Source organism: Candidatus Marivariicella framensis (assembly GCF_982709265.1).
Window position 1 is genome coordinate 60,788 of record NZ_CEXPNT010000008.1, and the last position, 15,043, is coordinate 75,830.

The window sequence follows — 15,043 nt, forward strand, 5'->3', positions numbered from 1 at the left end:
TTATTAAAAACAATGAAAAAACCGTCACATCTATATCTGCTAATATTTTGTCTTGGGTCTTATAGCTTATTGGCTCAGCCCGAATCTGCAATTAAAAAAAGTGCTTCAGAAGAATATTTTTTATCAAGCGTTGATGTTAACCGATTCAAAGTTCACTTAAAAAAAATAACTGAGCGTCCACATGTAGCTGGTAGTATTGAAAATGAAAATGTGAGAGACTATATATCAACAATTATGGAAGAGGCTGGATTTGAGGTTACACAATATCCCTATGACATATATCTTTCAAACAAACCTGGCGCATCAGAACTGTCAATAGTAAAGCCAAAAAGAATTCAATTAAACCAAAAGGAAGATATTCTTGACGAAGACTCTTTTTCCTCTGACCCTCTTTTATGGAAAGGATGGAATGCTTATTCTGGAAGTGGAAATGTAACTGCTGAGGTGGTGTATGTAAACTATGGCCGAAAGGAAGACTTTGAAATGCTAAAAAAATTAGAAGTCTCTGTTAAAGGAAAAATTGTAATTGCACGTTATGGAGGAAATTTCAGAGGTTTTAAGGCTAAATTTGCTGAAGCAAATGGAGCTTCAGGTTTAATAATATACACGGATCCCAAAGATAGTGGCTTCACAAAAGGATTAGTTTACCCAGAAGGTCCTTATTACAGCTCTTCTACTATTCAAAGAGGCTCTTTACTTACAGAAGATTTTACAGGGGATCCATTGACTCCTTTTGAACCTGCTCTTCCTTTGGATGGAAAACAAAAAATTAAACGTCTAGATCCTAAAGACACTAAGTTACATAATATACCTGTTACGCCAATTGGTTATGGTGAGGCCCAAAAGATAATAGGACAAATGAAAGGGGACCCCGTTCCGTTATCATGGCAAGGTGGCCTTCCTTTTACATATAGAATTCAAGGTGGCGATAATCTAGTTGTGAATTTAAGAGTAAATCAGCCAAGAAATATTGTACGTGTATACAACGTTGTCGGAAAGCTTAAAGGTTCAACTTTTCCTGATGAATGGATTATTTTAGGCTGTCATTATGATGCTTGGGGATTTGGTGCAACTGATCCAAATAGTGGAACTGCCATGCTTTTGAGTTTAAGTGAGACTCTGGGTAAAATGGCAAAAGCTGGTTATCGACCAAAACGATCTATTTTAATTGGTCACTGGGATGCTGAAGAACACGGAGTTATAGGTTCTACTGAATGGGTAGAACAAATGCAAAAAACTCTTAAATCTAATGCCATAGCATACATGAATTTTGATGGAGGAGTCTCAGGGAAGAATTTTGGCACCTCATCCGCTCCGTCATTAAAAAAACTAGCTATTGATGCTTCAAAAAAAGTTAATCATCCTTATGAGAATAAATCTCTTTATGATGTATGGAATAAATCCAATGCTTCTGAACCTCCAATTGGAAACCTTGGTGGTGGTTCTGATCATATAGCTTTTTATATGCACGCAGGTGTTCCTTCTATTAGTGGAGGTGTTGGGGGTGCTAACTTGTACCATTCTAATTACGATGATTTTGAGTTTTATAAAAGATTTGTTGACTCTGAATTTAAAATGGGAGCAATGATTGAAAAGTGGTCTGGTCTAATGGCGCTTAAATTAAGTAATTCTGAAATTATCCCTTATGATTTAAATCGTTATTCTGAAGATTTAAAAAAACATTTTTCTGTTGCTGAAATAAAAATTAAAAATTTTGATTCTGATTTTTTAGGCTTTGAACTATCTAAAAATAGTATTGATAATCTTGATAAGGTTTCAAGAATTTGGGAGAAAAAAATTAAATCTATTGGTCAATTAAAAAAGGGAGAGTTAAAAAAAATAAATAAACAATTAATTGCACTTGAAAAAAGCTTTATTGACGAAAAGGGAATGTATTTTGGTTCGTGGTACAGGTCATTATATGCTGGAACAGATCCATTTAGCGGATATGCTTCATGGATTCTTCCTGGAATAGAATATGAAATAGCTCTAAAGCGGTTAGAAAAATTAAAAGAATGGGATATGAGATATTCTAAAGCAATTGATGATCTGGCTATCAAAATAACCAAACTAAATGAGTCAATTCAATAAAGTAAATTTAAGATTTTAAAAATAACTATGAAAAAATTATTATTCCTGTTTCTATTATTAGCTTCATGTGATAATGTTGAAGAATATTATGAAGATGCATATTGTATCGAAAATATAAATATTATAGATGCAAAACAGGGTCTAAAAGAAAACATGACAATTATTATTTCAAAAAATGAAATAATCAAAATCGAAAAGACATCCAATTTTAATCTTTCCAAAAAAAATAATATCATAAATGGATCCGGTAAATTTTTAATCCCTGGTTTATGGGATTCACATGTTCATTTTGCATTTGAAGAAGAGTTAGCTAGTTCTATGTTTAATCTTTTTATGGCGTATGGAATAACAAGTGTAAGAGATACAGGTGGTGAAATAAATTTTTTAAAAGAATGGAAAGATAAATCTAAAACCAATCCTGATCTTTATCCTAGAGTTAAAATTGCTGGTCCTTTAATTGATGGAAAATTCAATGTGTATAATGGAAATAGTGTTTCTTTCCCTCCTCTTTCAGTTAGGACTGCTTCGGTTAAAGAGACAGAGGTTCAAGTAAAAGAACTAATTGAAAATGGAGTTGATTTTTTAAAAGCATACGAAATGCTTACCCCAGAACAATTTGGAGTGATTACAAAAATTGCAAAAGAAAATGGATTAAAAGTTTCTGGACACATTCCTCTTAGTATGGATGTAATAACAGCATCAAACATTGGATTGAACAGTATAGAGCATCTAAGAAATATTGAGATGTCATCTACGTCTAATATGGAAGAACTTCTCACAATAAGAAGAAATGCTTTAGAAAATAAAAAAGGGTTATTGGGAAGTTCCCTCAGAACAAGTCTTCACAAATCACAAAGAATGAGCTCTATTAAAAACATAGATAGTGTTCAGTTAAAAAAAGTATTAAATGTATTAGCTAAAAATAATACTTGGCAGATTCCTACACTTATTCTATATACTGGTTGGGCCTACCAGTTATATAAAGGATTAGAATGGAGAAGTACATTTGATTTTTTACCTATTGAAATAAAAGAAAAGTGGAATAGTCAAATTGACATAGTTGAATCATCAGTTTTAAATCCTGATTATACCAAAGATATTAGTGATAATTCGGAAAGAAAAGATTTTGCTGACTGGGGTCAATCAATGACAAGACTTATGAATAAAATGGATATTACTTTTATGGCAGGGACAGACACTCCGATTGGTTGGCAAACACCTGGATACAGCCTTCATAATGAACTAGAAATGCTTGTTAAAAGTGGATTTACATCACTTGAAGCAATTGAAGCTGCAACATATAATCCAGCTCTTTATTTTAATATGGAAGACAAACTCGGGCTGATTAAAGAGGGATATATTGCAGATTTAATTATTTTATCAGACAATCCTTTAAATAATATTTCAAATACTAAAAAAATTGAAACTGTCATTAAAAACGGTAATTTAATGAATAGAGAATTTTTAAATTCTCTATTAAAAGAGCAACGAGAAAAAAAATAAACTATAAGTATACCAATATGAAAAAACTGTTAATCATAACATTTGGATTGTTATTTGTTTTTACAAATGTAAATTCTCAAAAAAGAAAAGTAAAAAAGAATAAAACAAAAGAAATAAATTATAATAATATCGAGTGGAGAAATATTGGTCCTTTTAGAGGCGGTAGGAGCGTTACTTCTTCCGGGGTTTTAGATCATCCAAATATTTTTTATATGGGCACAACTGGAGGTGGTTTGTGGAAAACAGAAGATTATGGATCTAGTTGGAATAATATATCTGATGGTTTTTTCAAAACGGGAACTGTAGGAAGTGTTTCGGTTTCAGAGAGTGACCCTAATGTGGTTATTGTTGGCATGGGAGAGCATGCGGCAAGGGGAGTTATGACCTCTATGGGAGATGGTATATATGCTTCATTAGATGCTGGGAAAACATGGATAAATAGAGGTTTAAAAAATTCTCGTCATATTTCTGATATTATAATACACCCTAAAGATCCAAATATTATTTATGTTTCAGCTCAAGGAGCTCAATATGGAAAATCTAAAGATCGAGGAATATATAAAACACTTGATGGAGGTAAAACATGGAAAAATATTTTATTTATAAATAATTCAACAGGTGCGTCTTCCTTAAGTATGGATATGAATAACCCTAGAGTTTTATATGCCTCAATGTGGGATCATCAAAGAAAATCTTGGCAAATGATTTCTGGAGGGCCTAATTCTGGACTATATAAGTCCATCAATGGAGGAGAAAGCTGGATCAATATGTCTCAAGGTCTACCCGAAAAAATTGGTAAATCAGGAATTTCAGTGTCAAGAGCTAACTCAAACATAGTTTATGCAAATATTGAGGCTAAGGGAGAAAAAGGAGGAGTTTATAGATCTGATAATGCTGGGGAAAAATGGATTCAGGTTAATAAGGATAGAATCACAATTGCAAGATCATGGTACTATATGGAAATTTTTGCAGATCCAATTAATGAAAATATTGTTTATGTAATGAATGCTCCAGCACTCAAATCAATAGATAAGGGTAAGACATTTAAAGCTATGAGTACACCTCACGGAGATAATCATCATCTTTGGATAAACCCTAAGAATAATCAAATAATGATTAATTCAAATGATGGAGGGGCTAATGTTTCACTAAATGGAGGTAAAAGCTGGAGCACACAACAAAATCAACCTACTGCTCAGTTTTATAGGGTAATCGCTGACAATCAAGTTCCATATCATGTTTATGGGGGACAACAAGATAATTCTGCTATTGGCATTAGAAGCAGGACTAATGATGGGGGGATCGATTGGAAAGATTGGTATTCTGTGGCAGGCTGTGAAAGTGCTTTTTTAGCATTTGAATCAAATGATCCTCAGTTAGTTTTTGGAGGATGTTATCAAGGAATAATCGAGAGATGGGACAGAAATTCTTCTGTGTCAAAATCAATAAAAGAATATCCTGAACTATCATTAGGAAATGCTCCAAACACCTTTAAATATAGATATAACTGGAATGCACCCATAATATCTTCAACAAAAAAAGAAAATATAATCTATCATGCAGGGAATGTAGTTTTTAAAACCTCCGATTCAGGTAAAACATGGAAAGTAATTAGTCCTGACCTTACAAGAAATGATAAATCAAAACAAGTTGCAGGCGGAGCTCCATTCACTAACGAAGCAGCGGGTGGAGAAAATTATAATACCATCACTAGCCTTTCTATCTCACCTCACAATGATGAAGAAATATGGTCTGGAAGTGATGATGGTTTAATTTACTTAACAAAAAATGAAGGAAAAACTTGGGAAAATATTACTCCAAAAAATCTTCCTGAAGGAATAATTAATAGTATTGAATTGTCTTCTCATGAACCTGGTAAAGCATATATTGTAATGATGAGATATAAATTTATGGATTTAGAATCTTATATATATAAAACATCAAATTACGGAAATTCATGGCAGAAAATTACTGATGGGATTTCATCTGACCCCAATTTCACTAGAGTAGTTCGCTCCGATAAAAAAATTAGAGACTTGCTATATGCCGGAACAGAGACAGGATTATATATTTCAAAAAATGATGGAGAAACTTGGGATCAAGTTCAATTAAATCTTCCCGTAGTTCCTATTAATGATCTATATATTCAAGACAATGATTTAATTGCAGCTACAGCTGGAAGATCTTTTTGGATACTGGATGATTTAGCAGCTTTTCAACAGCAAATTGGATTAAATAAAATTAAACTACTAAAACCAAAACCAAGCTATAGAATTCTTGGAGGCAATTCCAGAAGATCTAGTTCAACTATTGGAAAGAATCCCCTTAAAGGAGTTATACTAGATTATTATCTTCCACAAATCATAGATACACTTGATCTTAAACTGGATATATTAAAAGACAATAAAATAATTAGATCTTACACAAGTAAAAAGAATAAAAACAGTAAATCATGGCCTGGTGGTCCTCCAAATCAAGCAATTCTTAAAATCAAAAAAGGCTTTAACAGGTTTAACTGGGACCTCAGAAGAGCAAATCTTCCAGCCGTTGAAAATATTTTTGTCTATGGAGATTATCAAGGAGGAATCGTTCCTCCAGGAAATTACTCTGCAAGAATTAGTTATAATAATATGGTAGATGAAACTCAACTAATAGTTTTAGCAGATCCAAGAATTAATACTGATAAAGAAAATTATAATGCTCAAGAAAGAATTTTAGTTTCTATTGAAAAATCAATTAATTCAATTCATAATTCTGTAAATAAAATGAGAGAGGTTCAGGATCAATTAGATCAATACTCTAAGAGTCTAAAATCAGATAAAAAATACGAAGTCTTGTACAAATTAGGTGATGAAATTTCAACAAAACTTGATTTATGGGAACGAAAACTGATCCAGCCTGATCAAAAAACATTTCAGGATGTTATAAATTTCAATAACCAATTAAATGCCCAATTTATGCATCTAAAAAGTTATGTTGACGGAGCTGATCCAGAGGTGACTTCTGGTGCAATTCAAAGACATAAAGATTTAAATCAAATCTGGAATAATTTAGAAAAAAACCTGAATGAAATTATTAATTCAGATGTGAGAGAATTTAATGAGCTATATAAAACAATGGATGTTCCTTCATTAATTATTCCATCAGATAAATGATTATTTTAATTTTGAGAAAGTGGTTGGGTTAAGAAAAACTTGTTCTATTTTTTTAACTATGGGTCCGTCAACTCTGCTTTCTTCATAAGCTTTTGTCCATTCTGGATCATTTATAAAGTTATCCCATGATTCATTTCTAGTTTCCATATTTTCAAATGAAACTATATAAACTAATGCCGACTTTCCTTCATTCTGTAAAATAAATTTGTCTGCGAAAGAAACACTCTCTCTCTTTGCGGTGGACCAATATCCAACATTTGTAAATCCATGCTTTTCAAATAATTGAACAGTATGATTTTCAAATCTTGATAAGATATCATCAAATTTTCCCTCATGAGTATAATATACTCTCATCTCATAAATTTCATGTTGATTAATTTCTTTTTCAACTGGAATAGTTTCATTACAGGATAATGATGTTAAAATTAGTACAGTTAAGATTATTTTTTTCATGGCTTTATTTTTCTTTATAAAATTAATAATTTTAATTAATCTTAAAAGATTTTAAATGTTCTGGAATTATTACTTTAGAATTAGGCGATATCTCTTTAACCTTTTCAATAAACGGTTTAATCTTTTTCTCAATGCCAAATGATTGATCAAAGCCATATGGGACTCTAAAATTGTCCCAGTGAGTTGGAATTATAATCTTTGGAAAATTAGTTACTCTGATTAAGCGCTCATCGTATTTATACATGTTAAATCTAGACATATTTACACCAGCTAAAAGAATATCTGGTTTTATTCCTTCTAACTCTCTTTCAACAAAATTCATAGAGCCCATTGTTAAAACTTTATGAGACTTAAACCTTATTAAAAACATTAACGATGTTCCCTCGATGAATTGTTTAATTTGAAGCGGAGCCTCTATATCTCCTTCTTTATAGATCTCAGAATTAAAATAATGTTTATCTCCCAATGCAGAATGAATTGAAGGTAAAACTCTAACAGAGAAATTCTCAAACTGATAATCTTCACCTCCTCTTACTGTGTATAAATTATCTTCTTCAATTCCATATGCTTTTAATATTGATATGGTTGTTTCGGTTCCAATCACTTTTGCCCCTGTCATTTTTGCAATATATGGAACATCTGAAAGATGATCAAAATGTGAATGGTGTACAAAGATAAAATCTGCTTTACTAATATTCTTATTTATCAGAGTGGTATCAGATTGAAAATAATCTGTTCTTTTATAATTTTTTCTATTATCTATAGAGCTTGTTGACGGAGCAGAGCTTGAATTAGGGTTTAATTTTATTGATGTTTCTCCTAATTTTAAACGACTTAAATATGGATCTATTAAAACTGTTGTGTTTTTGTCTGAGATCTGCCAACCTGCAGCTCCAAAATATTTAAAAGTTAAATTTTCTTTGTCGCTTTGAGCATAAACTTCTTTTCCAAAAGTTAAAAAAAGGAAAAAAATAAGAGCTTGAATTGAGATTACTTTATTTGTCATTAATTAACGGTTTATTGATTGATTTAAATAAAAAATATTTCTTTCATCAGAATTACTTTCTATGATTTCTGGTTTACCATCATTATTTAGATCACTTATTTTAATATCATAAGTGTTAAAGTTATTATTACTAAGTATAGATTTCGTCCAAGCTATTCCACTTCCATCATTATAAAAAACTGTATTAGGAGAGTTTGAGTTTCCTATTACTATATCTATGTCACCATCTAAATCTAAATCAGCTGTGTCAATTGAATATGATTTATCAAGGCTTTTGTCAAATTCTATTTTTTTTTCATAATTATAATTCGAATCACCAAAATATATAAAATTCGATTCACCAATATTTGCACAAACTATGTCTAAAAAACCATCCTGGTTTATGTCTGAAATAGCTACAGAGCGGGTTATATCAGTTCCTGATCCAAATGATAGTTTTTGATTGAAATTTAAATTTCCATCATTTAAATATATGTAATTCTGTTGTCTATCTCTATTAGCAAGAACTATGTCCATATCATTATCTTTATCTATATCGACCACTTCAACATCAATGGTAGAATCATTTTTTGTTCCGAAACTAATTGTTTTATTAAAAACTCCTTTTCCATCATTAATACATATTTCATTTTCTTTTCCACGGTTTGTTATCAAAATATCTTGGTCCCCATCTAAATCAATGTCTGAAACAATTATATTTCTAGTGGTAGAATAATTATTTCCAAAATTTGAGCCTTTTGAGAAATTTCCATTTCCATCATTTATAAATAAGTTGTTTGGAGCTCTATCATTCCCAACAGCAACATCTAAATCTCCATCATTATCAAAATCAGCCAATTCGGTTGAGTAACTTGTTGCACTTTCAATTCCTAAAGGTCTAGATACTGTAAAAATTCCATCTCCATTATTAATAAAAATGCGATTTTGTCCAGGCCAATGCCTTCCATTAGCAACAATTATATCTTGATCACCATCATTGTCTATGTCACCAACATCTAGCGAGGCAGTTCTTTCCTTATAATTTCCCAAAACAAGCCTTTCATTTGATGAAAATTTAATTGATTGACAATTAATTTTATTAAAAGAAAACACAACTATAAGTCCTAAAAATAATTTCATTTAATACAGAATTAATTAGATTTTTGTTAGAAGAATATTTTTCCATTTAACTTTAATACCTCCCCCATCATGAATTTGAAGGACAATTGAACCTTCTCCTTTTCCTATTTTTTCATCATTGAAGTTAACCATTTCAATCCCATTAATCCAACTTATAACTTGATCACCTTTTACTCTTATTTTCAAATTATTCCATTCACCCATTTTCAAAGCTTTATCTTTTTCTTTTTTGGGTTTTATTAACCAACCTCTTCCATAAGATTCGTAAATACCTCCAGAATTATTTCCAGGGGGGGCTACTTCAACTTGCCACCCTGAAACAATTGTTCCCTCAACTGTAGATCGAATAAACACTCCACTGTTTCCATTGGCTTCTTGCTTAAAATCTAAACTAAGTTCAAAATCTTTATAAAACTCTTTCGTTGATAAGTAACCATATTGTTTATCAGGTCCACTTTCACAAATTAAATTTCCATCCTCTACATACCATTTTTCTGTCCCATGAATTTTCCATCCATCTAGATCATCTCCGTTGAAGAGAAGTGTCTCTTGAGCTGACAATGTTGTGAAAAGAAATATTTGAATTAATAAATTTATTTTTTTTAATATCATGGGTAATTTTTTAGGGATTAACTTATTAATATGATTCTAATAATATGGTAACAAAGGATTCAATTCCTTGAAAATAATTACCTAATCTAATGTTTTCATTAGGACTATGTTGATTATTATCAAGGTTAACTGTGGGTAATCCAATCGAAGGTATTCCAAGTTGATTTACAAATGGAGATATGGGTACAGAACCTCCACTTGTTCTAATAAGAATCGGGCTAGTTTTATAATATTTTTGGAGTAAATCTTTAAGCCATTTTCCTTCTGTGGAATTAACAGGTGTTCTAAATGCAGGATATGAAATTTTATAATTCATTTGAACTATTTTTTCATATTTCAATCTTTCCTCGTCAGTTGGATTTGATTCTAAAATTGTATAACCAAAAGATTCTATGTGATTTTTAATTGATTTCATAAGCTTTTCGGGATTGCTCTCTAAAACTAGTCTTACATCAATTTCTGCTATAGCATTAGAGGGAATAATCGTTCTTACCTGATCTCCTACCCATCCACTTTGTAGCCCTCTAATGTTTAAAGACGGATACTGAAGTGATTCTTGGTAATTACCTCCAACCTTATCAGTTGAATTAATTTTTGTACGATTTTTAATTGAACTTTCAGCTTCAGGCACATTTTTTAATATTTTCTTAATATCCTCACTCAAGGTAATCCCTTCGTAAAAATTAGGAATAATAACTCTTCCATCTTCATTTTTCATTGATGAAAGAATTTGACTAAGTCGTAAGGCTGGATTGGGAATATAATTTCCATAATGACCACTATGCTGAGGAGTTTTTGGTCCAAAAGTTTTTAGAGTAATTGATGATATACCCCTATTTCCGAAAACTAGAGTTGGTTTTCCTGTAAAATGCATTGGACCATCTAAAATTAATAACATATCTGCCATTAGGTCTGTCTGATAATTTGCAACTGCTTCAGGAAGTCCCGGTGAGCTTTTTTCTTCTTCAAAATCAAGAATAAGCTTTATATTAAATGCAGGAGGGGTCTTATAAATGTCTAATACTCTGAGAGCGGTCAAAAACATCAAAAAAGGCCCTTTATCATCTGAACTTGACCTAGCATAGATTCTTATATCTTCATTTTGATCAGCATAAATTTCATTCCAATTCAATTCTTCCCAATTGCCTCCGTTGTATTTCTTTATAACTGGAATCCATGGACTTTCTTGATCCCACTTCGACGGATCAACTGCTTGTCCATCTAAATGCATATAGAAAGCAATAGTTGGTAATTTTTCATTAATTGTTTTAGATGCGACAACTAATGGTAGAGAGGAAGTGCTTAAAGACTTAGTTGTAAATCCAAGAGTGTTTAGTTGATTTGTGCTCCAAACTATATTCTTAAAAATATCTTCTTTATTTCTGGCGTCATTGGGGATAGAGAGAAACTCTTTAAAAAGGACTAAACTTCTTAACCCTTCCTCTTTTGAGACATCTTGATGTGTTCTTTGAGATAAAATGTTGTTTTGAAATGTGAATACTATTATTATTATTAAAAAATTTTTCATGATTTTAAATTATATTGACTTAATTATTCACTTTAATTAGATGATGGAATTTGAATTTTATCGGCCATGAAAATTGAATTCAAAAATAATCTATTTGTTCCATATGCTGTTCCTCTAAAGTTTGGGTTATCCGCAAACATTATTACTCTTCCTTTACCTACTTTACTGACAATTAAGGATGCGCTTTTAGGTAAATAATCTTTACGAATGTTTTTAGAAATATATCCATCGATATGAGGTTTACTTTTATATAAAGCAACATTAGAATAACTATTTTTACTTGGCTTTAGCCAAACTAAGTTATTTTTATAAACTACTTGATTTTCATTTTTATAACCAAAAGCTATTGGGTGAGATTTGTCAATATTTACTTCAAGAAAAACTCCTCCTAACTTTTCTCTACCATAATTTTCTGAAGCATCGACATATGGCTTTCTATTTAGTTTTTTATTTAAAGTGTCTTTCTTTTTAACCACTAATTCTTCCTTAACAATTTTGTTTTTTATTATCCAATTATTAGCAGTTCCGATAGTAATTAAGGTATTCCCTTTTGAAATCCAATTTTTGATTTTTTCTGTTATTTTAGGATCAAATTTATAATTACCTGAAACCATTATCAAAACATTATAATCATCGAGTGATATCCTATTGAAATAGCTTAAAGATATTTTAGTAATTGGCATATGGACTCTAGTATCTAATAGGTGCCAAACCTCTCCTGCTTCGTATGATCTAACCCCATTTCCAATTAACATGGCTACTTTTGGAGTTTTCAGTGGTTTAATGTTTCTAGATCCAAGATCTATTCCTTTTGTGCTTAATCCAGATTTAACAGAAAAAATATTAATCTCAAGTTTCTTTTGTAGGTCAACTATAGAATTATAAATCTGGTCACTACTTACTTTTTGATTTGCAACTGGGATAACTAATGAACCATATGAAAAAGATTTATTCCCTCCATTTGTTTTTATATTAAAGGGCTTAAATGTTGACGCAACAACAATCTTTTTTTTCTGTAATCCATTTATTAAAGCAGGGACGTTATAATCATTAGATTCAACTATGTAGGCATATTCAGATTTATTAACCGGCGTCCATTTAATTAATTCATTAGTGCTCTTAATTTCATTATTCAAATAAGTCTTATAGGTTGGTTTGTATTTAATATTGTAAAAATTCGCAACCGACCAAGCAGATGCATCATAATAAACACTATCTCGATATTTTTCATAGGTTTCAAAAAAAGTTTGAACCATTCTATATTGAGGCTGCTTTGTAGGGACAAAATAACTACCTCTTTTCTTTTCAAATACCCTAACCTTATGCCTTAATAGTTTGTCTATAAAAGCTTTATTGAGATTTTGATCACTTGATTGAAAGTTATAGCCTTTTATTCTGCTTTTTTCAGCATTTGAAATTGCACTTTCAAATGTTGCTTTTTGATATTTATTAAGAGTCAATTTATTTTCTATAGAAGCTTTAAGAGTAGCCATACTTGAAACATATTGGTTCCTAATTGTAAAAGGAAAAGTTATTTCTCCATAATCTGTTTTTTGAGCCACTCCTCTAGAACTTGCTTGTTCAAAAAGAATTCCAAGTCCTCCTTGAAGGTCTGCATATGAAGATCCATAACCAGGGTATGTTCCGTCAAAAGCCTCTTTTGTGAAGTATAGAGAACCAATACTATCTAATGATTTTGAAAAATACTCAGCAAATAAGTTGTTTAAATCTATATAATTTTCTTTTGGCATAATTGGGTCTAAAGACCCGTTTGCCTTCATAGGCTCAAAGAAATAGGAGCTTTGACTTCCCATTTCATGAAAATCAGTGACAACATTTGGATACCATTGATGATACCAGTTAAGCTTTCCTTGACTTTCAGGGTTAATGGCTAAAAGCCAATCCCTATTTAAATCGAACCAATAATGATTAGTCCTTCCTCTAGGCCAGTTTTCATTGTGTTCAGCATCATTTGGATCCTTAACTAACGGAGAAGCCTTGTAACTGTTAGCCCACTGAGTATGACGATCTCTTCCATCTGGATTAATAGCAGGATCAATAAATATTATACTGTTTTCTAAAAAACTTAATATTTCTTTATTTTTTGAGGCACTAAGGGTATATGCTGAAAGAATAGCGGCTTCTGAAGATGAGGGTTCATTTCCATGTACATTATATGCTAAATTTATAATTAATGGATCATTTTCTGATGGTTCAATTTTATTATTAGGATCAACAAGCATCAAATGTCTTTTTTGAATTTGATCCATGTTTTTTAAATTTTCTGGAGAACTAATAACTAGCATAGGGAGTCTTCTTCCTTCATGAGTTTTTCCGTAAAATTTTAAGATAGCTCTATCGGAGGAATTAGCTAGATTTTTAAAATAGCTTATAATATTATCATGTCTAGTGTGCTCAGATCCAATTGCATAGCTCAAAAAAGATTCTGGAGACTCTATCTCAGAACTATAAGGTTCGTATTTTTCAGTAAAATATTTTTGCGCAGATACGTTTAAAGAGATTAAGGAAAAAAGAGTCAGTAAATACTTCATTTTGTATAGAATTTGTTGGAGAATTAAAAGCTTGATTATTAAAGATATAAATTATTGATTATATCCATATGATTCCTCTAGAATAGATTTTTGCATTTCCAGTTATCAATACGCGTTCACCTTTATTTACGCAGAACAACTCACCCTTTCTTTTTGATAACTGAAAAGCTTTCATCTTATTTTTATTTAAAACTTTACTCCAATAAGGTATTAAAGAACAATGGGCAGATCCAGTTACTGGATCTTCTAAAACACTAGATCTTGGGGTAAAAAACCTTGAGACAAAATCTGCAAAATCTCCTTTGGATGTTACTATTATTCCTCCAGTTTTAAGATCTATCTGGTTTAGTATTTGAGGATCAACAACTATATTTTCAATATCAGTTTGATTATTATAAACTAAAACATAATCTCTGGATTTAAAGGTTTTAACCGGAGGAATACTGACTGCTTTGGATATGATTCCCGGCAAGTTAGCTTCAACTGGATCTCTACTTGGAAAGTCGAGTGTATATAGAGAATCTTTTGAGGTGACTTTTAAAGTTCCACTTAATGTTTTGAAATTTATTTCCTTTTTAGAATAATTCAAATACTCTTTAATAATAAAAGCGGATGCTAAAGTAGCATGTCCGCATAAATCCATCTCAATCTCAGGGGTAAACCACCTCAAATGAAATCCGGTTTCTGTATCAACAAAAAAAGCAGTTTCTGGAACAGAATTTTCTTGAGCTATTTTAAGTAGGGTTTCATTTTTTAACCACTTTTTAAGAGGGACAACACAAGCAGGATTACCGCCAAAAACTTTATTTGTAAAAGCGTCAACTTGATATAAAGATAATTCCATAAAATTTAAATATTCAAACTAAAGATATTTAAAAAAAAACACTCTAATTAGAGTGTGTTTTTTTAAATTATGGTTTTATTAATTTTTTAGCAATCTTTCGTAAATTAGAAACAACAATTAAAAACCGTATGAATTTATCTATTTTTTCTTTAAATTTTTTGCCAGTATTTATTTCCAATA

General features: G+C 31.0%; 10 protein-coding genes. 3 read left to right on the plus strand and 7 right to left on the minus strand.

Translation table 11 applies throughout. The annotated features are described in order from the left end of the window. Nucleotides 1-12 precede the first annotated feature (12 nt). The 3 genes from AC34EU_RS04420 to AC34EU_RS04430 are packed head-to-tail and all read left to right on the plus strand — an operon-like array spanning nt 13 to nt 6,749. Entirely contained in the window at nt 13-2,091 is a 2,079-nt protein-coding gene (locus AC34EU_RS04420; RefSeq protein ID WP_487533880.1) for a M28 family peptidase, read from the plus strand. Nucleotides 2,092-2,118: 27 nt separating this feature from the next. Then, nucleotides 2,119-3,594: an amidohydrolase family protein gene (locus AC34EU_RS04425; protein WP_489666735.1), complete on the plus strand. Its 1,476-nt coding sequence runs from the start codon at nt 2,119-2,121 to the stop codon at nt 3,592-3,594. A 17-nt stretch (nt 3,595-3,611) separates the two neighbouring features. Continuing rightward, a complete protein-coding gene (locus AC34EU_RS04430; protein ID WP_487533882.1) occupies nt 3,612-6,749 on the plus strand; it encodes a VPS10 domain-containing protein in 3,138 nt (1,045 codons plus the stop codon). Here AC34EU_RS04430 and AC34EU_RS04435 read toward each other — a convergent pair whose 3' ends face one another. From AC34EU_RS04435 to AC34EU_RS04465, 7 genes are read right to left on the minus strand one after another with little or no spacing between them, the layout of a single operon-like run. Continuing rightward, the gene (locus AC34EU_RS04435; RefSeq protein ID WP_487533883.1) at nt 6,750-7,202 is read right to left on the minus strand and encodes an NIPSNAP family protein; all 453 of its coding nucleotides are present in this window, start codon (nt 7,200-7,202) and stop codon (nt 6,750-6,752) included. 31 nt (nt 7,203-7,233) lie between these two features. Next, nucleotides 7,234-8,208, minus strand: a complete 975-nt coding sequence (locus tag AC34EU_RS04440) for an MBL fold metallo-hydrolase (RefSeq protein WP_487533884.1) — start codon at nt 8,206-8,208, stop codon at nt 7,234-7,236. 3 nt (nt 8,209-8,211) lie between these two features. Further along, complete coding sequence (locus AC34EU_RS04445) at nt 8,212-9,327, minus strand: FG-GAP repeat domain-containing protein (RefSeq protein ID WP_487533885.1); 1,116 nt, start codon at nt 9,325-9,327, stop codon at nt 8,212-8,214. Between the two features lie 15 nt (nt 9,328-9,342). Then, the gene (locus AC34EU_RS04450) at nt 9,343-9,939 is read right to left on the minus strand and encodes a 3-keto-disaccharide hydrolase (RefSeq protein ID WP_487533886.1); all 597 of its coding nucleotides are present in this window, start codon (nt 9,937-9,939) and stop codon (nt 9,343-9,345) included. Between the two features lie 25 nt (nt 9,940-9,964). Then, the gene (locus AC34EU_RS04455; protein ID WP_487533887.1) at nt 9,965-11,467 is read right to left on the minus strand and encodes a M20/M25/M40 family metallo-hydrolase; all 1,503 of its coding nucleotides are present in this window, start codon (nt 11,465-11,467) and stop codon (nt 9,965-9,967) included. Nucleotides 11,468-11,499: 32 nt separating this feature from the next. Continuing rightward, nucleotides 11,500-14,019, minus strand: coding sequence for a M14 family zinc carboxypeptidase (locus AC34EU_RS04460; protein WP_489666678.1), 2,520 nt, complete (start codon nt 14,017-14,019; stop codon nt 11,500-11,502). A 58-nt stretch (nt 14,020-14,077) separates the two neighbouring features. Next, nucleotides 14,078-14,863 carry a PhzF family phenazine biosynthesis protein gene (locus AC34EU_RS04465; RefSeq protein WP_487533889.1) on the minus strand — a complete coding sequence of 262 codons (786 nt, stop codon included), beginning with the start codon at nt 14,861-14,863 and terminating at the stop codon, nt 14,078-14,080. Between the last annotated feature and the right edge of the window lie 180 nt (nt 14,864-15,043).